The sequence below is a fragment of the Streptomyces sp. V1I1 genome, assembly GCF_030817355.1.
Classification (GTDB): domain Bacteria; phylum Actinomycetota; class Actinomycetes; order Streptomycetales; family Streptomycetaceae; genus Streptomyces.
Map to the genome: position 1 here is coordinate 5,906,994 of NZ_JAUSZH010000001.1, position 19,315 is coordinate 5,926,308.

The window sequence follows — 19,315 nt, forward strand, 5'->3', positions numbered from 1 at the left end:
AATTTCAGCCTCGTGGGGGGTCCCCCCGGACGAAGTCTGGGGGAGTTTGAGGCGCGGGGTCCGGGGCGAAGCCCCAGGGGGCGGGCTGGATCAGTACCAGCCCTTGGCCTGCCAGGACGCCCACGCGCCGCACGGGCTGCCGTAGCGCGACTTCATGTAGTCCAGGCCCCACTCGATCTGCGTCGCGGGGTTGGTCTTCCAGTCCGCGCCGGCGGAGGCCATCTTGCCGCCCGGCAGCGCCTGGACCAGGCCGTACGCGCCGCTGGACGGGTTGGACGCGTTCACGTCCCAGCCGCTCTCGTGCGACACGATCTTGCTGAAGCACTGGAACTGCGCCTCGTCGCCAATCATCTTCTGGGCGATCGCCTTGGGGGACCCGGACGGCGAGGCGGGAGCCTCAGCGGCGGTGGCCGGGTTGGCGCCGAGCACCATGGCGGCGGAGCTCACCACGAGCGCGGAGCCGACAAAGGCGGCCTTCGGACGGTTGGCGATGCGGCGGATGATCGAGCGAGACACAGAGAGACCTAACGTCGGGTACAGGGCGGTCACGCGGGCATGCCGGAATCTCGTGTGTACGAGGGGGAACCCGGCCGCCTGAAAGGCGCGTTGGGCTCGGGGGCGAGCACGGGGCGCCTTGCGACTGGACCAGTTTTAGCGAGCTGCTCGCGCCGCCGCAACGACCCTTGTTACTAGCCGAGCTCGCACCTGGGGTGAAAGGCGCTGGGGCTTGACAGGTGCTATTCGTGCAGGTCAGGGAATAGATGGGCGGGTTTGTTCGGGTTTATGGTGTCTACTATCCCGCTTGGTACTGGCCAAAGCCGTGTGGGGCGGCTCACCCCGGAGGGACCCTCTCAGGGGTCTGAAATGTGACCTGCGCCTCGAAGTTGGCGCGTCGGGTGGCTCGGCGCAGCGCCTTGAGGAGGGTCTGGCCGATGGTGAGGGTCAGTACGACCGTGAGCACCGCGCGGCCCAGGTCCCAGCCGAACGACGTCGCCGCGCAGTAGGTGAGGAAGCGGACCAGGTTCTCGTGGACGGGATCGCCGGGGTGGAAGGAGATGCCGGAGGAGAGGCCGCCGATGTACGTCCAGCCCTGGAGGTTCATCACGGTGCCGTAGGCGAACGCGGCGACGGCTCCGTATGCGCCCAGCATCAGCAGCTCTGCACGGCCGCGCAGCCGGTCCGGTCCCGGCAGGAGCCCCGCGCCCATCGTGAACCAGCCCATCGACAGCATCTGGAACGGCATCCACGGGCCCACACCGCCAGTGAGCAGGGCGGACGCGAACATCGTGACCGAGCCGAGTACGAAGCCGAAGCCCGGGCCGAGGACCCGGCCGCTCAGCACCATCAGGAAGAACATGGGCTCCAGGCCCGCGGTGCCCGCGCCGAGGGGGCGCAGGGCCGCCCCGACCGCGGCCAGTACGCCGAGCATCGCCACCGCCTTGGCGTCCATCCCGGTGTCGGCGATCGTCGCGACGACGACGGCCACGAGGAGCGGGAGCAGCGCGGCGAAGAGCCAGGGGGCGTCTGAGGAGTGGGCGAGCCCGGAGTCGGCGTCGGCGAGCAGCGGCCAGCCGAAGGCGATGACGCCGATCGCGCTGATCAGGGCGAGGGCGGCGATGGAGCGGGGGCCGAGGCGTACGGCGCGGGCCTGGGGCGTGGTCATAGCGCCTCCCGTACCTGGGCGACGGTCAGCCACTGCTGCGGGGCCAGGACCTTGGCGACCTGCGGCGCGAAGGCGGGGGAGGAGACGACGACCTCGGGGGTCGGGCCGTCCGCGAGGATCTCGCCGTCGGCGAGGATCACCACCCGGTGCGCGAGCTCGGCCGCCAGTTCCACGTCGTGGGTGGCCAGGACGATGGCGTGCCCTTCGGCGGCCAGGGCCTTGAGGATGCCGACGAGGCGGGCCTTCGCCGCGTAGTCCAGACCGCGGGTCGGCTCGTCGAGGAGGAGCAGCGGCGGCCGGCCGGTGAGCACGACGGCCAGCGCCAGGGCGAGGCGCTGCCCCTCGGAGAGGTCGCGCGGGTGGGTCGCGTCCGGCACGCCGGGCAGCAGCTCGCCGACCAGGGCACGGCAGGAGCCGGGGGCGGCGTGCGCGTCGGCGTCGGCGGCCGCGCACTCGGCGGCCACCGTGTCCGCGTACAGCAGATCGCGAGGCTCCTGCGGGACGAGGCCGACCTGGCGGATGAGCTCGCGGGGGTCGGTGCGGTGGGGGGTGCGGCCGCCGACGAGGACGGTGCCGGAGGTGGGCTCCAGCATGCCGACGAGGGCGGCGAGGAGGGTGGACTTTCCGGCGCCGTTGCGGCCCATGAGGGCGATGGTCTCGCCGGGGGCGACGGTGAGGGCGACGCGGCGGAGAGCCTCGATGCGCCCGCGCCGAACGCCGAGCGCGCGAACCTCGGCGAGCGGTCCGCCCGAGCCGGGGCTCCGCCCCGGACCCCGCGCATCAATCGCCGGCGGGGCTGGATTGCGCCGCGCCGTTGCCGGGGCTCCGCCCCAGACCCCGCGCCTCAATCGCCAGACGGGAAATCCAGCCCGTCCGGCGATTGAGGACACGGCCGAAGGCCGTACGGGGGTCTGGGGCGGAGCCCCAGTTACGGGATGGGGCGGGGTGGGGGCAAGATCCGCCAGGCGCTCCCGCAACGCACCGGCCCGACGCCGCGCATCCCGTACCGACAACGGCAGCGGGTCCCACCCCGCCAGCCGACCCAGCGCCACCACCGGCGGATGCACCGGCGACACTGCCATGACCTCCGCCGGCGCCCCGATCACCGGGCGCTCCCCGGGCGCGGGCAGCAGGATGACCTGGTCCGCGTACTGCACGACCCGCTCCAGGCGGTGCTCGGCCATCAGGACCGTCGTACCGAGGTCGTGGACCAGACGCTGCAGCACCGCCAGCACCTCCTCCGCCGCCGCCGGGTCCAGCGCGGACGTCGGCTCGTCGAGGACGAGCACCTTCGGGTGCGGCGTGAGCACCGAGCCGATCGCGACGCGCTGCTGCTGACCGCCGGAGAGCGTGGCGATCGGGCGGTCTCGCAGCTCGGCCAGGCCGAGCAGGTCGAGGGTCTCCTCGACGCGGCGGCGCATCACCTCGGGGGCGAGGCCCAGCGACTCCATGCCGTACGCCAGCTCGTCCTCGACCGTGTCGGTGACGAAGTGGGCGAGCGGGTCCTGGCCCACCGTGCCGACGAGGTCGGCGAGTTCGCGGGGCTTGTGGGTGCGGGTGTCGCGGCCGTCGACGGTGACGCGGCCGCGGAGAGTGCCACCGGTGAAGTGCGGGACGAGCCCGGACACGGCGCCGAGCAGTGTCGACTTGCCGACACCGGACGGGCCGACGAGGAGCACCAACTCGCCTTCGGGGACGGTCAGATCGACGCCACGGATCGCGGGCGCGTCGGTGTCACCGTCGCTGTCGCCGTTGCCGTACGTCACCGATACGTCTTCGAAACGGATCACGGGGTCTCCTTCGAGGGGAGCGGGGCCACGAAGGCGGGGAGCAGGCCGATCAGTACGCTCGCGGCGGGCCACAGCGGCAGCGTCGGCGCGGTCAGCGGTACGACGCCGGGGTGCAGCGCCTCCGGGGCGTATGTACCCGCCCTGATCAGCAGCGCGGCGACGGCCGCGCCGGATCCCGCGACCAGCCAGGAGCGCGGGCCGAAGCGGTCGGGGCGGTAGCGGGTGCGTACGGAGCGGCGGCCGCCGAGCCGCAGGCCCGCGAGAGCGGCGAGCAGCCCGGCGACGAGGAGCGGCAGACCGTACGACGCGCCCGCGGCGGCCAGCAGTCCGTAGGAGCCGGCACAGACGCCGAGGAGCCCGCCGAGGGTGAGGACGGTCGTCGTCCGGCGTACGGCGGGCGGGACCTGGGCGGTACGACCGTATCCGCGCGCGTCCATCGAGGCGGCGAGCGCGACGGAGCGCTCCAACGCGCCCTCCAGGACGGGCAGTCCGATCTGGGCGATCGCCTTGATGCCGCCGGTGGGCCGGCCGCGCAGACGCCGGGCGGTACGCAGGCGTACGACGTCGGCGACCATGTTCGGCGCGAACGTCATGGCGACGACGACGGCGACGCCGACTTCGTACAGGGCACCCGGCAGCGACTTGAGCAGCCGCGCCGGATTCGCGAGCGCATTCGCGGCGCCCACGCAGATCAGCAGGGTCGCCAGCTTGGCACCGTCGTACAGAGCGAAGATCAACTGCTCGGCCGTGACCCGGCCACCGACGCGGACGCCTTTCGCCCAGTCGGGCAGCGGTACTTCGGGCAGCGTGAACAGGGTGTGCGTACCCGGGATCGGGGATCCGAGGAAGACCGAGAAGAGCAGCCGAATGACGAGTACGGCGAGGCCGAGCTTGACGAAGGCGCCGTAGGAGCGGGCCCAGGGGGCGTCGGTGCGGCGGGCGGCGACGACGTATCCGGCGACGCCGACGAGGAGGCCGAGGAGGAGGGGGTTGGTGGTCCGGGACGCGGCGGTGGCAAGCCCGAGGGCCCACAGCCACCAGGCCCCGGCGTGAACGGCGTTGCTCCGATTCGCCTCGGGCACCCGGAGCCGGAGCCTGCGGGGGTGTACGCGGGTCGCCTCCGGCGCGGGGGTACGGGGCGCGGGTTCCGGGGTGGTCGCCGGGGCCGGTGGCCGGGTTCGCCCGCGAGTCCACCCACCGGACAGCGGCCGCCAACGCCCTCTGGCCCACGCCAACGTCGGACCCGGTACCGGCCCCGTCGGGCTGGACTCCTCGGGGTCGGCGGCGTACGGGCCGTTGTCCAGTGACCCGGTGATTGCCGCCGATCCCCTGCGGGAACCACCCTGCACGGCCCCTCCCCACCGGGACGGGACGGCCGCGGGCGCGTCGGAGCTTGCCGCCGGGGCCTTCGGGGCTTTCCCGAGAAATGAGCCCCGGACAACGGCCGCCAACGCCCCCTGGCCCACGCTCACCGCGGACCGGGCTACCTGCGGCGCGGGGGTACGGGGCGCGGTCTTGTCGGGGTTCGCCCGCGAAGCCGTCCACCGGAGAGCAACCATCAACGCCCCCTGGCCCACGCTCACCGCGGACCGGGGTACCTGCGGCGCGGGGGTACGGGGCGCGGTCCTGTCGGGGTTCGCCCGCGAAGCCACCCACCGGAGAGCAACCGTCAACGCCCCCTGGCCCACGCTCACCGCGGACCGGGGTACCTGCGGCGCGGGGGTACGGGGCGCGGTCCTGTCGGGGTTCGCCCGCGAAGCCACCCACCGGAGAGCAACCATCAACGCCCGCTCACCGCGGACCGGGGTACCTGCGGCGGCGGGACTGCCACACAGCCGCCGCGCCCAGCGCGAGGATCGCCCCGAAGCCGGCCAGCAGGCCCACCGACGGGCCGCTGTCGTCGTCGGCGTCTGCCTTGGGCGCGGCCGAGGCCTTCGGCTCCGTTGCCGCGACCTGCTCGCCGCAGCCCGTCTTCGGATAGCCCGAGATCGCGCAGAGCAGCGCCTGGCTGTTGTACCGCAGCGGCTTCGCCACCTCCGCCAGCGCCTCCGCGGTCGTCGCGTCCGGCCGCACCTGCGCGCACGCCACCCGTGACGCCGGGGGCGCCTCGCCCGACGGGGCGTCCGCCTGCGTGCCGGAGTCGATGACGAGCGCGATCCGCTTCGCGCCCGGTTTCGGCCGCGTACCGCCGCAGATCGCCTCGAAGTCCGCAGTCGTACGCGGCTGCGCCGAATCCCCGCTGTCCTCGCTCACCGAGAACCGGAAGCCGCTCACCGAGCCGTCCGCGGGCTTCGCCGTCGCCGGGCCCTGCGTCGCGTACGTCCATGTGCCGCCGCTGCTCTGCCAGAACGACCAGTAGCGGTAGCCGGCCGCCTGCGCCGGCCCCGCGCCCAGCACCGTCAGTGCGGTGCCGAGCGCGAGGACCAGGGCGAGCAGTCGCGTACGCATCAGTGCTGCTGGTTCTTGCGGCGGCCGCTGATCAGGATGCCCGCGCCGATGCTGGCGACGAAGAACGCGCCGACGATCCACCACACCCCGGCGTCCGAGCCGGAGTCGGACTTCTCGGACTTCTCAGGCTTCTCGGAAGTCGCGGACTTCTCCGGTGCCGGGCCCGTCGCGTTCAAGGCCGCCACCAGGTCCGTACCGCCGAAGATCTTGGGGTCCGCGCCGGCCGCGTGCGCCGCCAGGATCAGCTGCGCGTACGCCGCCGGGCCCGACTCCTTCGCCCAGGCCGCGGAGTTCTGCTGCAGCCACGCGAGCGGCTTCTTCGCCTGGTCGCCCAGGCCCTGTGCGGTCAGCGCGATGACCGCGTCCGCCGTGTTGCCGAAGTCCGGCTTCTCGGCCGGGTCCGTCGCGCCCGGCATCGGCGGGGTGTTGAGATGGCCGGTCTTGGCGAGCGCGGTCGCGAGATACGCCGCGCCGTTGTGCGCCGCGCCCTCGACGGTCGTCGACTTCTCGCAGACCGTGCCCTTCGCGTCCTTCGCGCCTGCGGTCACGACAAAGCCCTTGCCGTGCGCGCCGAGCACCGCGGCCGCGGTGGAGTCGGCGACGATCCCCGGCTGCTTCGGCTGGAAGAGGAACGCGCCGCCGTCCTTCCCGCCGCACGGCTGCGCGAACGTCAGCAGCGCTTCGTACGGCGTCTTGCCGCCCTTCGACTTCACTGCGTCCGGCTTCTCACCTGCCGCCGCGAGCGCGCCGATCACTATGGAGGTGGAGTTCGCGTCGCTGGCCCCGCCCGGGTTGTAGCCCCAGCCGCCGTCCGCGTTCTGGACGGACTTCAGCCAGCCGACCGTCTTCTTCACGGTGGCTTCCTGCCCGCCGAGCGCGGCGAGCGCCTGCACGGCGGCCGCGCTCGCGTTGGAGTTCAGCGGCAGCTTCGCGTCGCACGGCTTGGTCGCGTCGGCGCGGTACGAGGGGAAGGCCCCGCTGTCGCACTGCTGCCCGGCCAGCCAGTCCACGGCCTTCGCGGCGGGCTTGACGCCCACCGTGTCCTGCGCGAGCAGCGCGAGCGACTGCCGCCAGACGCCGTCGTAGGTCGGATCGCCCGTGCCGTACAGGCCGGACGGCGGCACGGTGGAGGGCGTCGGGGTCGGCGCTGCGATCGCGGCCGGTGCGGCGGCCGAGGCGATGGCCATGCCGAGTACGGCGGAGGCGGCGAGCGCTGCGGCGCTGCGGCGAACGGTGGTCATGGCGGGCTGGGCCTCTCCTGCGGGAGCCGGGCACAGGCACGCTGAGGCACCAGGGCTCGGCTCCGTATGCCTCGACGGTGCCTGCCACCGGCGGTTCCGGTGGCAACGAGCCGGTCACGACCGCGTACGGGGCATTCCGACTCACCGCCTGCGACGGCGGCTCACGGCTGCGGGTCAGTGCCGGATTTGCACCGGCTTCCCCCCGTACGGGCATGATGACGACTCGGCCACTGTATCTACCGGCCGGTCGCCGGCTGGGAGTGGGGCGGATACCCGAGTACGGATGAGGCGGCGACCCGGGTCGCCTCATGGAGGTGGCGGGCGCACGATGGTGGGAGGAGGGCTCCGGCACCAGGGCGGGACGACGCGCCTCCTCATCCGTGCCGAAGCCCATGACCGACGACACAACTGGAGGTGGCGGGCGATGACCACGTTTATGGACGTCCACCACGGCATGGAGGGCATCACGGCTGAGCAGCTCTCGGCGGCACACCGGGCGGACCTGGAGATCGAGGCGGAGGAAGGAGTGCACTTCGAGCGGGCGTGGGCCGACCCCGACGCGGGAGTCGTGTACTGCCTGTCCGAGGCGCCCTCCGCGGAAGCGGTGAAGCGCATACACGAGCGAACCGGTCACCCGGCCAGCGAAATCCACCCCGTGCCACTGTCTGTCTAGTAACAACCGAGGCCGGTCCCGCGGCCCCCCGGCGGCCGTCCGTACGGCGCTCCGCGGGACCGTTGGGAACGCCTGCTCTCCGATACGCCTACGCCGCCACGTATTTCGTCGGGACACTGCCCGACAGCGCCTCCGCGCGTCCCAGCTTCACCAGCCGCCGCAGATGCGCCTCCGCCTCCGAGACCGCGATGTTCCGTGATCCGTACGGAATCTGCTCCCAGGGCCGGTTCCACTCCATGCGCTCGGCGACCTGCCAGGGTGTGAGCGGCTCGGCCAGCAGGGCGAGCAGGCCGGTGAGGCGCTCCTCGTGGTGGGCGAGCAACTCCCGTACCCGGGAGGCCGCGTCGGGGAAGGCGTACTGGTGCGCCGGGAGCACCTCGGCGGGGTCGAGGCGGCCCACCCGCTCCAGCGAGTCGAGGTAGTCGCCGAGGGGGTCGGTGACGGTGGTGTCGTCCGGGTCCTCGTACAGGCCGATGTGCGGGGTGATCTCGGGCAGGAGATGGTCGCCGGAGAAGAGTCGGCCGTTGCCCGGCCGGTTCGCCGGGTGGCTCTCCTCCAGGTGGAGGCAGACATGGCCGGGGGTGTGGCCCGGGGTCCAGATGGCGCGCAGCCGCCGGCCCACCAGGTCGAGGAGCTCGCCGGGGACGATCTCCCGGTCGGGCAGGGCCGCGCGCAGCCCCGGCAGGGTACGCATCCGGCCCGAGGCGCGGGCCGCGCGCAGCGGCTCGATGTGCGCGTCGGGGGCGCCCGCCCTGGTGAGTTTGTCCGCCAAGTAGTCGAGCCAGAGCCCGGGTTCGGCCTCGCGGGTGCGGCGTACCACCGTGCTGTCGGCGGCATGCATCGCGATCCACGCGCCGGACGCGTCGCGGACCTGCCCGGACAGGCCATGGTGGTCGGGGTGGTGGTGGGTGATGACGACGCCGTGGATCTCGGCGACGGAGACGCCGAGCGAGCCGAGGCCGGCGGTGAGGGTGTCCCAGGACGTCGGGTCGTCCCAGCCGGTGTCGATGAGGACGGGGCCGCGGTCGGTGTCGAGCAGGTGGACCAGGGTGTGGCCGAGGGGGTTGTCCGGGATGGGCACCTCGATGGACCAGACGCCCCCGCCGTGGTCGGTCACCTGCGTCATGAGGCTCTCATCTCTCTTCGGCGGCACGGCCATTGCTCACTATAACTAGAACTGGTTCCAATGGTCGCCCAAGTCGACTGTTGTTCCTGGGGAGTTGGCTGACCTGCGGCGATGCCTCGGCTGACTGTCATGGGCTGTCGGCGTTGGTCAACCTCGCACGGCCCGGAGAGGGGCCGGCCGGTAGGCGCTGTGGCCGCGAAACCGCTGATGCGGACACCTCAGGCCGAATCTAGACTGGCGGAGGTGTGGAAAGTCCTGAATTAGGGAGATGTGCGCCATGGCTAAGCGAGGGAACAAGCGACGCGGCCGCAAGAAGAAGAAGGCCAATCACGGCAAGCGCCCCAACGCCTGAGCCGACCGAGCACACGGCCGCCGGTTCCCCGGCGTCGATGAGGTCTGCCGCAGTTGTTCGTGCAGCGCCGTCCCGAAGCGCAGCATGCGAGTCAGTTCACGTCGACGTTGTCGAAGAGCTCAAGCATCCTCGTGAGTACCCGTACGCAAGCCGTCACGTCGGCGTCGGTCAGGTCCCCGTCCACCTCACGCAGCAAAGCATGCTCGCGGGCAATCACAGCGGTGATAGCCGCCCTGCCCCGGTCGGTCAGCCGAATCAGCGAAGACCGCTGGTGAGCGGGGTTCGGGGTGATCTCGACCAGCTGCCCCGCCGCGGCGTCGTTGACCATGCGCTGCACGAACTGCCGGCTCAGCGCCTGTGCGCGGCCCATCTGCGGGACGGTCATGGGCCCGTTCTCGCGGAGCAGGTCCAGGACGGCGCGCACGCCGACGGACAGCTCCTCGATCGGTGCGGCCTGTTCGACTTTGCGCTGCACGCGTCGGTACAGCGGACCCACGAGGTCGAACACCTCCGTGAGCCGGTGGGCGAGGTCATCGGGTGTGAGGGGCGGGTCGGCGTCGGTCACCCCACCAGGATGACACCTTGGTTGCCAATCTCCCAAAGAAGATGGCACCTTGGTTGTCATGACTGCTGCTTCTGACATGTTCTCGTTCGAGACCGAGGACGGCCACCTCGCCTACCGCGACGTCGGGGTAGGCCGGCCGCTGGTGCTACTGCACGGCGGCTACCTGGACCACAGCATGTGGGATGACCAGACGCCGGTCCTCGCGCAGAACTACCGGGTGATCGCACCGGACGCCCGCGGACACGGCGGATCCTCCAACGCAAGCAGACCATTCCGTCAGACCGACGACCTCGCCGCTCTGCTACGCCACCTCGACGTCGGCCCCGCGGTCCTCGTCGGACTGTCGATGGGCGCGAGCATCGCGGTCGACACCGCACTGGAGCACCCCGATCTGGTCCATGCTCTGGTCGTCAGCGGCGGTGGAACCAGTGAGCGCGAGTTCCACGACTCCTGGACCAAGGGCATCTTCGCCGAGCAAGCCCGCGCCCTGGCCGCCGGCGACACCGACGGCTGGATCAACGCCGCACTGCTGTCCGCGGCCGGCCCGCACCGCACGCTCGGCGACGTCGACCAGAAGGTCGTGCGACGGCTGCGCGAGATGACCATACGGACGATCGCCAAACACACCAGCACCGAACGCGACTGGAGCGTGCCCGTGACCGATACCTGGGCACGAGCAGCGAAGATCACGATCCCGGTGCTGGCCATCAATGGCGGCATCGATGGAGACGACCTCATCGGCATGGCCGAACGCCTCGTACACACCGTCGCCAACGGCCGTGCGGCAACCGTCGAAGGCACCGCGCACTACCCCAACATGGAACGACCGGATGCCTTCAACGAGATCCTTGGGGATTTCGTGCAGGCCCTATTCGCTCAAGAGAGCTGACGAAGGGCTCTGACGACACCAGGCCGTCGCCCGCCGCTGCCAATGTGTCCGCGGCTAGTCAGTTGGTTTGTCGGCGTGAACGCCTGTCGCGAATGAGTCCGCCGCCGTGGCGCTGCCCGGAAGCGCCCGCCCCACGGGTCCATGACGGCCTGCGCAGCTCAAGCCCGCCCGGTGGGAAACTGCTGGTCGAGGGCTCTTTCGTCGTGGCCATTGCTCCCTATAACTAGAACTGATATCAGTTCTGAAACAGTGTCAGAAAGCGCCGGGCAGCGGGAGGCAGCAGCCATGACCGAGCTTGTGGAACACGGAAAACTGTTCATCGGCGGGGAGTTGACCGATCCCCTCGGCGGCGACGTCATCGAGGTCGTCTCGCCCCACACCGAGCAGGTCATCGGGCGCGTTCCGCACGCCTCCCGCGCGGACGTCGACCGGGCGGTGGCCGCCGCTCGCAAGGCATTCGACGAAGGGCCCTGGCCGCGGGCGACGCTGGATGAGCGGATCGCGGTGGTGAGCCGGATCAAGGACGCGATCGCCGTACGGCACGAGGAGATCGCCCGCTCCATCAGCTCGCAGAACGGCTCCCCGTACTCCTGGAGCGTCCTCGCCCAGGCGCTCGGCGCGATGATGGTTTGGGACGCGGCGATCACGGTCGCGCGGGACTATCCGCACGAGGAGCGGCGGGCCGGAGTGCTCGGGCCGATCCTCGTACGACGGGAGCCGGTGGGCGTCGTCGCGGCCGTCATACCGTGGAACGTCCCGCAGTTCACGGCCGCCGCCAAGCTGGGCCCGGCGCTGCTGGCCGGCTGCACCGTGGTGCTCAAGCCCTCGCCCGAGTCACCCCTCGACTCGTACATCCTCGGCGAGATCGCCAAGGAGGCCGGGCTCCCGGAAGGCGTCCTGTCGATCCTGCCCGCAGACCGGGAGGTGAGCGAGTACCTGGTCGGGCACCCCGGCGTCGACAAGGTGTCCTTCACCGGTTCGGTCGTCGCGGGCAAGCGGGTCATGGAGGTCGCCTCGCGCAATCTCACCCGCGTCACCCTGGAGCTCGGCGGCAAGTCGGCGGCGGTGATCCTGCCGGACGCGGACCTGGAGTCGACTGTCGCCGGGATCGTGCCCGCGGCGTGGATGAACAACGGGCAGGCGTGTGTGGCCCAGACCCGTATCCTCGCGCCGCGCACCCGTTACGACGAGATCGCCGAGGCGTTCGGGGCGGCGGCCTCCGCGCTGGTGGTGGGCGACCCGCTCGACGCGGCGACGCAGGTCGGGCCGCTGGTGGCGAGGCGCCAGCAGCAGCGTTCGCTCGACTTCATCAGGATCGGCCAGGAGGAAGGCGCCAAGATCCTCACCGGCGGCGGGCGCCCGGCCGGAGTGGAGCGGGGCTGGTACGTCGAGCCGACGCTCTTCGGCGGGGTCGACAACTCGATGCGCATCGCCCGCGAAGAGATCTTCGGGCCGGTGATCTGTCTGCTGCCGTACGGGGACGAGAGCGAGGCGGCGAAGATCGCGAACGACTCCGACTACGGGCTCAGCGGCAGCGTCTGGACCGCGGACGTCGAGCGCGGCGTCGATTTCGCTCGGCGAGTCAGAACCGGGACATACAACGTCAATACGTTCAGCCTCGATATGCTCGGGCCGTTCGGTGGCTACAAGAACTCAGGCCTGGGGCGAGAGTTCGGGCCCGAGGGCTACGGCTCGTACCTGGAGCACAAGATGATCCATCTGCCGGCCGAGTACGGGAGTAAGTGATGGGTGACCGCTGGCACGTCGAGGTCGACCGGAGCGTGTGCATCGGCTCGGGCATGTGCGTGAGCCACGCGCCGGACGGGTTCGCGCTGGACTCGGCACGGCAGTCGCATCCGCAGACCGCGGACACCGATGCCAATGAGCAGCTCCTTGCGGCGGCGGAGAACTGCCCGGTGGAGGCGATCGCGATCAAAGTGCTCGAGAGCGGGGAGCCGGTCTTTCCGCCGGAGGACTAGGGGCTGTCCGGTGGGTCGTAGGTGACTCGCCGGACACGCTCTGGTTGGCAGTACTGCTGGGCGCGGGCCGTCGTGGTGCACCGCCTTGCGCTGGGACGGGGCGGAGCGGATCGGGCACCGGACTGTCGCGGACGGCGGAGAGCCGTGGTGGGATGGCGTCGTGAGCCGCGCTGTTGAAGAGTCCAACCGCCGCATGCTTCGGGCACGGGATGCGATGGACCGCGCCTACGCACAGCCTCTGGACGTCCCGGCCCTGGCCCGGATCGCCCATGTGTCGCAGGCGCACTTCACGCGCAGGAGACGGCGCAGCAGGTCCGCGAGCTGGTGACCAAGGGCGTGATGGGTGGCCATCTCATCTTCAGCACGGACGACTGCCGCAAGACGTACGAGACGCTGCTGGGCCGGGGCGTCGAGTTCACCGAGGAACCCACCGATCGCCCGTACGGAACCGACTGCGGCCTCCGCGACCCCTTCGGCAACCACATCCGCTTCACCCAGCCGAAGGACTGATCACTGTCCGACGGGTTGCGGGCGGAGCCGGAGCCGGAGCCGGATCGCGGCAACGGTAACGGTGCCGTGAAAGACGTAGGCCCGTCTGTCGAAGCGGGTCGCCGCTGCCCGTCACACGACCCGTTGCGGTGCCGGCGGACTTGACCGCCGCGGGCACTACCGCGCCGAGCGACCGCGGGCCGGCCCGGCCTTCTCCTCGCGGCGGGTGCGCAGCAGGAGTGCGACCCAACTGCGGTAGGGCGCCCAGTGGTCGCTGATCCCGGCGAGTTGGCGCGCATCGGAGGCGTCGGGATCGCCGACGCCGTAGGCCTCGGCCATCGAAGCGTGGAGCCGGCGTTCATGGCGGGGGAAGACGTCGGGGTGTCCGGCGCCGCGGATGAGGATGAGCTCCGCGGAGAAGGGGCCGATGCCGGGCAGGGTCCGCAGATGGGCGAGGGCGTCTTCCACTGGCATCGCGCGCAGCCGGGCGGCGTCGAGATCACCGGCGAGAGCCGCGTCGGCGAGGACGCGCAGCCGTTTCACCTTCGTCTCGGGCAGGCCCGGGACACGGCTGAGTCCGCGCAGCGCCGGCGGGGTGGGGAAGGCGTGCAGCGACCCCCCGGCAACGGCGAAGCGCTGTCCATGGCGCTCGGCGATGCGGGCCTTGATCGCGGCGGCCTGGACCATCCGGATGCGGTGGCCGATGACCGCCCAGGCCGCGGCCTCGTACGGCGAGTAGAAACACACCGGCCGCAACCCCGGGTACGCCGCGATGAGCTCGGCCACGACGGGATCGTCCTCGGCGAGCCGTGGGAACCCGCTGCCGTCGACGTCGAGCGAGAGGATGCGGGCCAGTTGCGCCCGCACCGCGCTCATCCCATCCGATTCCGCAGATGCCGTGCCCATCCCGTCCTCGCCCGGATTCCCGGTGTGCACGGTGACATCCGCCTGCACGGTGCCCTCCGAGTCCTCCGCCTGCCTCACCTCCGCGCTCACCGTCGAGTGGCCGTCGTCGGCGGGAAACGCCAGGCGCAGCACCCTGCCGTCCGAGGGGGTGGCGAACACCACGGCGCCGGGCGGCGAGGCAGGCGCCCGGCGCAGCCCGAGATGCTTCTCGTAGAAGGCGGCAGCCGCTTCGACATCGCGCACCTGCAGAGCGATGAAGTCCGGCCCGCCGGCGGTGACAGTCATGAGTACTCCTCGATCGTGTTGCATGTCAGGACTTTGACATATGCAGAAGATAGACGGCGCCGCGCTTACATGTCAAACTCCTGACATGCATGATGGGACTGCTTCCAGCCAGGCCTCGCCGGCCGCCGACGTGACCGAGCGCCTGGGATACCGCCTCAAGCGCGCCGCCGCGGCGCTGCGCGGCGCGATGGACAGAGCGCTGCGTGAGTACGGCCTGACGGTGCCGCAGTACGCCTGCCTCGAACTCCTCGACCAGCAACCCGGCCTGTCCAACGCCGAGCTGGCCCGCGGCACCTTCGTCACGCGGCAGTCCATGAACGTCGTCCTTCGCGGACTGCAGGACGCCGGCCTCATCACCCGGCCGGCCACCACCGACCGCGGTCGCGCTCTGCCCGCCCACCTCACCGAGGAGGGCCACCGTCGCCTCGCGGCGGCACGCTCAGCCGTCTACGCCATCGACCAGCGCATGACCGACGCCGTCCCGGAGCAACGTCTCGCCCATCTCCTCGCCGACCTCGACCACATGGCGGCGGCACTCGACGGATGAGAACGGCCGCGCGTCAAGGCCGTTTCCCCCGCCCCGGACCCCGCTCCTCAAACGCCGGACGAGCCGGGTTTTTCCGTCAGGTCGATCAGACGGCACACCGTCTCGATGTCGATCTTCACCTGGGCGATCGACGCCCGGCCCGAGAGCCAGGTGATCAGCGCCGAGTGCCAGGTGTGCTCGATCACGCGGACCGCGGAGAGCTGTTCCGGCGTCGGGTTCTCCAGACCCATCGCGTCCAGGATGATCGCCGTCGTCTGCCGGGACACCGTGTCCACCTCGGGGCTCACGCTGCGGTCCGCGAAGGTCAGCGCCCGCACCATCGCGTCCGCGAGATGCGGCTCCCGCTGGAGCGCGCGGAACGCCCGCATCAGCGTCTCGGCGACCCGTTCCGCCGCGGTGTCCCCGGCCGGGGGCCGCTTGCGCAGCGTCGTGTGCATGTGCTGGAGCTGGTCCTGCATGGTGGCGACCAGCAGGTGGATCTTGGAGGGGAAGTAACGGTAGAGCGTGCCGAGCGCGACGGACGAGGACTCGGCGACCTCGCGCATCTGCACGGCGTCGAATCCGCCCCGGCTGGCCAGCTGCGCACTGGCGTGCAGGATGCGGCGCCGACGCGCCTCCTGGCGTTCTGTCAGGGGTGGCGACGCCGACCCCGCAGACTTGGCTTCCGCTCTCATATGTCCCGTTCCACGCACGAGTCCGGATCGCACAGCATGGCAGCGTGCCCGTCGTGGCGCGAATCACCTGATCCGGCCCTCACAGCGGCACTACCTGCCGGTAGATTCGAAGCTCCTTGAACGATCAAGTCTGTAACTTGTTCTAGATTAGCGCGAGCGGTTACGCTCCGGCGAAAACGCAGTGAGAAGGGGGCCGTGAGTGACCGCTGAGGCCATAGAGGCCGGCCCTCGTCCGGGCCTGTCCGGGGGGTCGTCCGGGCGTCCGTCCGGTGGTGACGATCCGCTGCGAATCGCGCTCCTCACCTACAAGGGCAACCCCTTCTGCGGCGGCCAGGGCGTCTATGTGCGGCACCTTTCGCGCGAGCTCGCCCGGCTCGGCCACAGCGTCGAGGTGATCGGCGCGCAGCCCTATCCCGTACTGGACGAAGGCGTGCCGCTCACCGAGCTGGGCAGCCTGGACCTTTACCGGAGCCCGGACCCGTTCCGTACGCCGAAGCTCGGCGAGTACCGCGACTGGATCGACGCGGTCGAGGTCGCGACGATGTGGACCGGTGGCTTCCCCGAACCGCTGAGCTTCTCGCTGCGCGCCCGGCGTCATCTGGCGGCGCGGCGCGGGCAGTTCGACGTCATCCACGACAACCAGACGCTCGGGTACGGGCTGCTGGCCGACCTCGGTGCGCCGCTGGTCACCACCATCCACCACCCGATCACGGTCGACCGCCAGTTGGAGCTGGACGCCGCGGACGGCTGGCGGCGGCGGGCCTCGGTGCGGCGCTGGTACGGCTTTACGCGGATGCAGAAGCGGGTGGCCCGGCGGCTGCCGTCCGTGCTGACCGTCTCCGGCTCCTCGCAGCAGGAGATCGTGGACCACCTCGGGGTGCGGAGCGATCGCGTCCATGTCGTGCACATCGGGGCCGACACGGACCTGTGGTCGCCCAACCCGGCGGTCGCGGAGGTCCCCGGCCGGATCGTCACCACGTCCAGCGCGGACGTCCCGCTGAAGGGCCTCGTGCACCTGGTTGAGGCGCTGGCGAAGCTCCGTACGGAGAACCCCGCCGCGCATCTCGTCGTCGTCGGCAAGCGCGCGGAGGACGGGCCGGTCGCACAGCTCATCGAGCGGTACGGGCTCGAGGACGCGGTCGAGTTCGTCAAGGGGATCACGGACGCGGAACTGGTCGACCTGGTACGGGGCGCGCAGATCGCGTGTGTGCCGTCGCTGTACGAGGGCTTCTCGCTGCCGGCGGCGGAGGCGATGGCGACGGGGACGCCGCTCGTCGCCACGACCGGGGGTGCGATTCCGGAGGTGGCCGGGCCGGACGGGGAGACGTGCCTGGCGGTGCCGCCGGGTGATGCGGGGGCGCTGGCGGCGGCGCTCGGGCGGTTGCTGGGCGATCCCGAGCTGCGTGTACGGCTGGGGGCGGCGGGCCGGCAGCGGGTGCTGGCCCGGTTCACCTGGCGCCAGGCTGCGATCGGCACGGCGGAGCACTACCGCGAGGCGATCGCGACGCGTTCCGGGGTGCCCCGGTGACGGCGGCATGCTCCGTGCCCCCGGTTTCCCGGCCGCTCCGCGGCCCGATGGGGTGCCTGGTGGCCCGGCACCCCGAGGTCACGGCCCGTCGTGCGTACCGCGGCCCGATGAGTGGACACGGGTCCACGGTCCCGGTGTCCCGGCGATCCGCGCGGCGGGGCTGTGACCGCTCAGCGGTCCGCGTTTCCCGACCGCTCCGCGGCCCCAGTTGTGGACGCGGTCCACAATTGCCGCGCACCGCAACACGTACTGGTTCCCTCGACTGCGAAAGCAGGATCACGTGCTGACCGTCGACTTCTCCCGCTTTCCGCTTGCCGCAGGCGACCGCGTGCTCGACCTCGGGTGCGGCGCCGGGCGGCACGCGTTCGAGTGTTACCGGCGCGGTGCGCAGGTCGTGGCGCTCGACCAGAACGGCGAGGAGATCCGCGAGGTCGCCAAGTGGTTCGCCGCGATGAAGGACGCCGGGGAGGCGCCCGAGGGCGCGACCGCCACCGCAATGGAGGGCGACGCCCTCAACCTCCCCTTCCCCGACGAGTCGTTCGACGTCGTGATCATCTCCGAGGTGATGGAGCACATCCCGGACGACAAGGGCGTGCTCGCCGAGATGGTGAGGGTCCTCAAGCCCGGCGGGCGCATCGCCGTCACCGTCCCCCGCTACGGCCCCGAGAAGATCTGCTGGGCGCTCAGCGACGCGTACCACGAGGTAGAGGGCGGCCACATCCGCATCTACAAGGCCGACGAGCTGCTCGGCAGGATGCAGGAGGCCGGACTCAAGCCGTACGGCACGCACCACGCCCACGCGCTGCACTCGCCCTACTGGTGGCTCAAGTGCGCCTTCGGCGTGGACAACGACAAGGCCCTGCCGGTCAAGGCGTACCACCAACTGCTCGTCTGGGACATCATGAAGAAGCCACTGGCCACCCGCCTCGCCGAGCAGGCGCTCAACCCGCTGATCGGCAAGAGTTTCGTGGCGTACGCGACCAAGCCGCATCTGCCTGCGGCGGCCGCCAAGTGACCTCTCCTGGCCGTACGGAACACCTCGTCCTGCCCGGCGTGCTCACCGCGCAGGAAGCCGCCGAGACAGTCGCGGGAATACTCGCCGCGCAGCGCGAGGACGGCGCGATCCCGTGGTTCCGCGGGCATCACCTCGACCCGTGGGACCACACCGAGACCGCCATGGCGCTGGACGCGGCGGGCGAGCACGACGCCGCGGCCCGTGCGTACGAGTGGCTGGCGCGGCACCAGAACCAGGACGGGTCCTGGTACGCCGCGTATCACGACGGCGACGTGGACCGCCCCACCGACCGCGGCCGTGAGACGAACTTCTGCGCGTACATCGCCGTCGGCGTCTGGCACCACTACCTCGCCACCGGCGACGAGATGTTCCTCGACCGGATGTGGCCGGCCGTGTTCGCCGCGATCGAGTTCGTACTGGAGCTGCAACAGCCCGGCGGCCAGATCGGCTGGAAGCGGGAGGCGGACGGCACCGCGGTGAACGACGCGCTGCTGACCGGCAGTTCGTCGGTCCACCAGGCGCTGCGCTGCGCGCTGGCGATCGCCGAGGAGCGCGAAGAGCCGCAGCCCGACTGGGAGCTGGCGGCGGGCGCGCTCGCGCACGCGATATGCAGGCACCCCGAGCGCTTCCTCGACAAGAGCCACTACTCCATGGACTGGTACTACCCGATCCTCGGCGGCGCGCTGACGGGCGTGGAGGCCAAGTCCCGTATCGAGCAGAGCTGGGACGACTTCGTGGTCCCCGGCCTCGGGGTGCGGTGCGTGCTGCCCAACCCCTGGGTGACCGGCGGTGAGAGCTGCGAACTGGCCCTGGCCCTATGGGTGATGGGCGAGTCCGACCGGGCGCTGGAGATCCTCCAGTCCGTCCAGCATCTGCGGGCCGACGGCGGCCTGTACTGGACGGGTTACGTCTTCGAGGGCAACCGGGCCGTCTGGCCGGAGGAGCTCACCACCTGGACGGCGGGATCGCTGCTGCTGGCGGTGGCCGCGCTCGGGGGGGACGAGGCGACCACCGCGGTCTTCGGCGGGGAGCGGCTGCCGCGGGGGCTGGCGCCGGAGTGCTGCTAGGGGTGCGCCTGCGGCGGGCCTGTTCCCCACCCCGCCCTCCCCCAGAGCTTCGCCTGGGAGGTACCCCCATCCCGTAAC

The 19,315-nt window shown here is 71.3% G+C and carries 19 protein-coding genes, 2 pseudogenes and 1 riboswitch; of the genes and pseudogenes, 11 read left to right on the top strand and 10 right to left on the bottom strand.

The window, feature by feature from the left end; all coding sequences use genetic code 11:
* Nucleotides 1-90 precede the first annotated feature (90 nt).
* From QFZ67_RS27640 to QFZ67_RS27665, 6 genes are all read right to left on the bottom strand, one after another.
* Nucleotides 91-516: a transglycosylase SLT domain-containing protein gene (locus QFZ67_RS27640; protein ID WP_307663761.1), complete on the bottom strand. Its 426-nt coding sequence runs from the start codon at nucleotides 514-516 to the stop codon at nucleotides 91-93.
* Nucleotides 517-832: 316 nt separating this feature from the next.
* A complete protein-coding gene (locus QFZ67_RS27645; protein WP_307663762.1) occupies nucleotides 833-1,663 on the bottom strand; it encodes an ECF transporter S component in 831 nt (276 codons plus the stop codon).
* Nucleotides 1,660-3,453, bottom strand: a complete 1,794-nt coding sequence (locus tag QFZ67_RS27650) for an ABC transporter ATP-binding protein (RefSeq protein WP_307663763.1) — start codon at nucleotides 3,451-3,453, stop codon at nucleotides 1,660-1,662. The genes QFZ67_RS27645 and QFZ67_RS27650 overlap by 4 nt, the downstream gene beginning before the upstream one ends.
* A complete protein-coding gene (locus QFZ67_RS27655; protein WP_307663764.1) occupies nucleotides 3,450-4,535 on the bottom strand; it encodes an energy-coupling factor transporter transmembrane component T in 1,086 nt (361 codons plus the stop codon). Before QFZ67_RS27655 ends, QFZ67_RS27650 begins: the two co-directional genes overlap by 4 nt.
* 709 nt (nucleotides 4,536-5,244) lie before the next feature.
* The gene (locus QFZ67_RS27660; RefSeq protein ID WP_307663765.1) at nucleotides 5,245-5,901 is read right to left on the bottom strand and encodes an SCO2322 family protein; all 657 of its coding nucleotides are present in this window, start codon (nucleotides 5,899-5,901) and stop codon (nucleotides 5,245-5,247) included.
* Entirely contained in the window at nucleotides 5,901-7,142 is a 1,242-nt protein-coding gene (locus QFZ67_RS27665) for a prenyltransferase/squalene oxidase repeat-containing protein (RefSeq protein ID WP_307663766.1), read from the bottom strand. Before QFZ67_RS27665 ends, QFZ67_RS27660 begins: the two co-directional genes overlap by 1 nt.
* Nucleotides 7,143-7,271: 129 nt before the next feature.
* A riboswitch (cobalamin riboswitch) is annotated at nucleotides 7,272-7,344 on the bottom strand.
* A gap of 222 nt (nucleotides 7,345-7,566) precedes the next feature.
* On the opposite strand from QFZ67_RS27665, the gene QFZ67_RS27670 reads away from it, so the two are divergent.
* Nucleotides 7,567-7,815 carry an SCO4226 family nickel-binding protein gene (locus tag QFZ67_RS27670; RefSeq protein WP_307663767.1) on the top strand — a complete coding sequence of 83 codons (249 nt, stop codon included), beginning with the start codon at nucleotides 7,567-7,569 and terminating at the stop codon, nucleotides 7,813-7,815.
* Nucleotides 7,816-7,903: 88 nt separating this feature from the next.
* Here the strand turns inward: QFZ67_RS27670 and QFZ67_RS27675 are convergent, their stop codons facing one another.
* On the bottom strand, nucleotides 7,904-8,941 hold the full coding sequence (locus tag QFZ67_RS27675) for an MBL fold metallo-hydrolase (RefSeq protein WP_307663768.1): 1,038 nt from the start codon (nucleotides 8,939-8,941) through the stop codon (nucleotides 7,904-7,906).
* A gap of 277 nt (nucleotides 8,942-9,218) precedes the next feature.
* Here QFZ67_RS27675 and QFZ67_RS39170 point away from each other — a divergent pair, with 277 nt between their 5' ends.
* Complete coding sequence (locus tag QFZ67_RS39170) at nucleotides 9,219-9,293, top strand: 50S ribosomal protein bL37 (protein ID WP_099504217.1); 75 nt, start codon at nucleotides 9,219-9,221, stop codon at nucleotides 9,291-9,293.
* A gap of 91 nt (nucleotides 9,294-9,384) precedes the next feature.
* Here the strand turns inward: QFZ67_RS39170 and QFZ67_RS27680 are convergent, their stop codons facing one another.
* Nucleotides 9,385-9,858 carry a MarR family winged helix-turn-helix transcriptional regulator gene (locus tag QFZ67_RS27680; protein ID WP_307663769.1) on the bottom strand — a complete coding sequence of 158 codons (474 nt, stop codon included), beginning with the start codon at nucleotides 9,856-9,858 and terminating at the stop codon, nucleotides 9,385-9,387.
* A 58-nt stretch (nucleotides 9,859-9,916) separates the two neighbouring features.
* Here QFZ67_RS27680 and QFZ67_RS27685 point away from each other — a divergent pair, with 58 nt between their 5' ends.
* From QFZ67_RS27685 to QFZ67_RS27705, 5 genes and pseudogenes are all read left to right on the top strand, one after another.
* Entirely contained in the window at nucleotides 9,917-10,747 is an 831-nt protein-coding gene (locus QFZ67_RS27685) for an alpha/beta fold hydrolase (RefSeq protein WP_307663770.1), read from the top strand.
* Between the two features lie 285 nt (nucleotides 10,748-11,032).
* Nucleotides 11,033-12,493 carry an aldehyde dehydrogenase gene (locus tag QFZ67_RS27690; protein ID WP_307663771.1) on the top strand — a complete coding sequence of 487 codons (1,461 nt, stop codon included), beginning with the start codon at nucleotides 11,033-11,035 and terminating at the stop codon, nucleotides 12,491-12,493.
* A complete protein-coding gene (locus tag QFZ67_RS27695; protein ID WP_307663772.1) occupies nucleotides 12,493-12,726 on the top strand; it encodes a ferredoxin in 234 nt (77 codons plus the stop codon). Before QFZ67_RS27690 ends, QFZ67_RS27695 begins: the two co-directional genes overlap by 1 nt.
* 160 nt (nucleotides 12,727-12,886) lie before the next feature.
* Nucleotides 12,887-13,030: pseudogene (locus QFZ67_RS27700) on the top strand (AraC family transcriptional regulator); the annotation flags it as partial.
* Nucleotides 13,018-13,236: pseudogene (locus QFZ67_RS27705) on the top strand (VOC family protein); the annotation flags it as partial. The pseudogenes QFZ67_RS27700 and QFZ67_RS27705, both read left to right, overlap by 13 nt.
* Nucleotides 13,237-13,392: 156 nt before the next feature.
* On the opposite strand, the gene QFZ67_RS27710 reads toward QFZ67_RS27705, so the two are convergent.
* The gene (locus tag QFZ67_RS27710; RefSeq protein ID WP_307663773.1) at nucleotides 13,393-14,406 is read right to left on the bottom strand and encodes a VOC family protein; all 1,014 of its coding nucleotides are present in this window, start codon (nucleotides 14,404-14,406) and stop codon (nucleotides 13,393-13,395) included.
* Nucleotides 14,407-14,491: 85 nt separating this feature from the next.
* Between QFZ67_RS27710 and QFZ67_RS27715 the strand changes: the two genes are divergently transcribed.
* On the top strand, nucleotides 14,492-14,953 hold the full coding sequence (locus QFZ67_RS27715) for a MarR family winged helix-turn-helix transcriptional regulator (RefSeq protein WP_307663774.1): 462 nt from the start codon (nucleotides 14,492-14,494) through the stop codon (nucleotides 14,951-14,953).
* A gap of 47 nt (nucleotides 14,954-15,000) precedes the next feature.
* Here QFZ67_RS27715 and QFZ67_RS27720 read toward each other — a convergent pair whose 3' ends face one another.
* Nucleotides 15,001-15,627 carry a TetR family transcriptional regulator gene (locus QFZ67_RS27720; protein ID WP_307663775.1) on the bottom strand — a complete coding sequence of 209 codons (627 nt, stop codon included), beginning with the start codon at nucleotides 15,625-15,627 and terminating at the stop codon, nucleotides 15,001-15,003.
* Between the two features lie 199 nt (nucleotides 15,628-15,826).
* Between QFZ67_RS27720 and QFZ67_RS27725 the strand changes: the two genes are divergently transcribed.
* The 3 genes from QFZ67_RS27725 to QFZ67_RS27735 all read left to right on the top strand — a co-directional run bounded on the left by QFZ67_RS27725 (nucleotide 15,827) and on the right by QFZ67_RS27735 (nucleotide 19,237).
* Nucleotides 15,827-17,155, top strand: coding sequence for a glycosyltransferase family 4 protein (locus QFZ67_RS27725; RefSeq protein WP_307663776.1), 1,329 nt, complete (start codon nucleotides 15,827-15,829; stop codon nucleotides 17,153-17,155).
* Nucleotides 17,156-17,435: 280 nt separating this feature from the next.
* Entirely contained in the window at nucleotides 17,436-18,170 is a 735-nt protein-coding gene (locus tag QFZ67_RS27730) for a class I SAM-dependent methyltransferase (RefSeq protein WP_307663777.1), read from the top strand.
* Entirely contained in the window at nucleotides 18,167-19,237 is a 1,071-nt protein-coding gene (locus tag QFZ67_RS27735) for a prenyltransferase (RefSeq protein ID WP_307663778.1), read from the top strand. Before QFZ67_RS27730 ends, QFZ67_RS27735 begins: the two co-directional genes overlap by 4 nt.
* Nucleotides 19,238-19,315: the final 78 nt, after the last annotated feature.

Bases quoted from the DNA above. Each gene is read 5' to 3' on its own strand.
- QFZ67_RS27720 (WP_307663775.1), bottom strand. From the start codon at position 15,627: ATGAGAGCGGAAGCCAAGTCTGCGGGGTCGGCGTCGCCACCCCTGACA.
- QFZ67_RS27660 (WP_307663765.1), bottom strand. From the start codon at position 5,901: ATGCGTACGCGACTGCTCGCCCTGGTCCTCGCGCTCGGCACCGCACTG.
- QFZ67_RS27710 (WP_307663773.1), bottom strand. From the start codon at position 14,406: ATGACTGTCACCGCCGGCGGGCCGGACTTCATCGCTCTGCAGGTGCGC.
- QFZ67_RS27685 (WP_307663770.1), top strand. From the start codon at position 9,917: ATGACTGCTGCTTCTGACATGTTCTCGTTCGAGACCGAGGACGGCCAC.
- QFZ67_RS27675 (WP_307663768.1), bottom strand. From the start codon at position 8,941: ATGACGCAGGTGACCGACCACGGCGGGGGCGTCTGGTCCATCGAGGTG.
- QFZ67_RS27670 (WP_307663767.1), top strand. From the start codon at position 7,567: ATGACCACGTTTATGGACGTCCACCACGGCATGGAGGGCATCACGGCT.
- QFZ67_RS27645 (WP_307663762.1), bottom strand. From the start codon at position 1,663: ATGACCACGCCCCAGGCCCGCGCCGTACGCCTCGGCCCCCGCTCCATC.
- QFZ67_RS27690 (WP_307663771.1), top strand. From the start codon at position 11,033: ATGACCGAGCTTGTGGAACACGGAAAACTGTTCATCGGCGGGGAGTTG.
- QFZ67_RS27695 (WP_307663772.1), top strand. From the start codon at position 12,493: ATGGGTGACCGCTGGCACGTCGAGGTCGACCGGAGCGTGTGCATCGGC.
- QFZ67_RS27665 (WP_307663766.1), bottom strand. From the start codon at position 7,142: ATGACCACCGTTCGCCGCAGCGCCGCAGCGCTCGCCGCCTCCGCCGTA.
- QFZ67_RS27715 (WP_307663774.1), top strand. From the start codon at position 14,492: ATGCATGATGGGACTGCTTCCAGCCAGGCCTCGCCGGCCGCCGACGTG.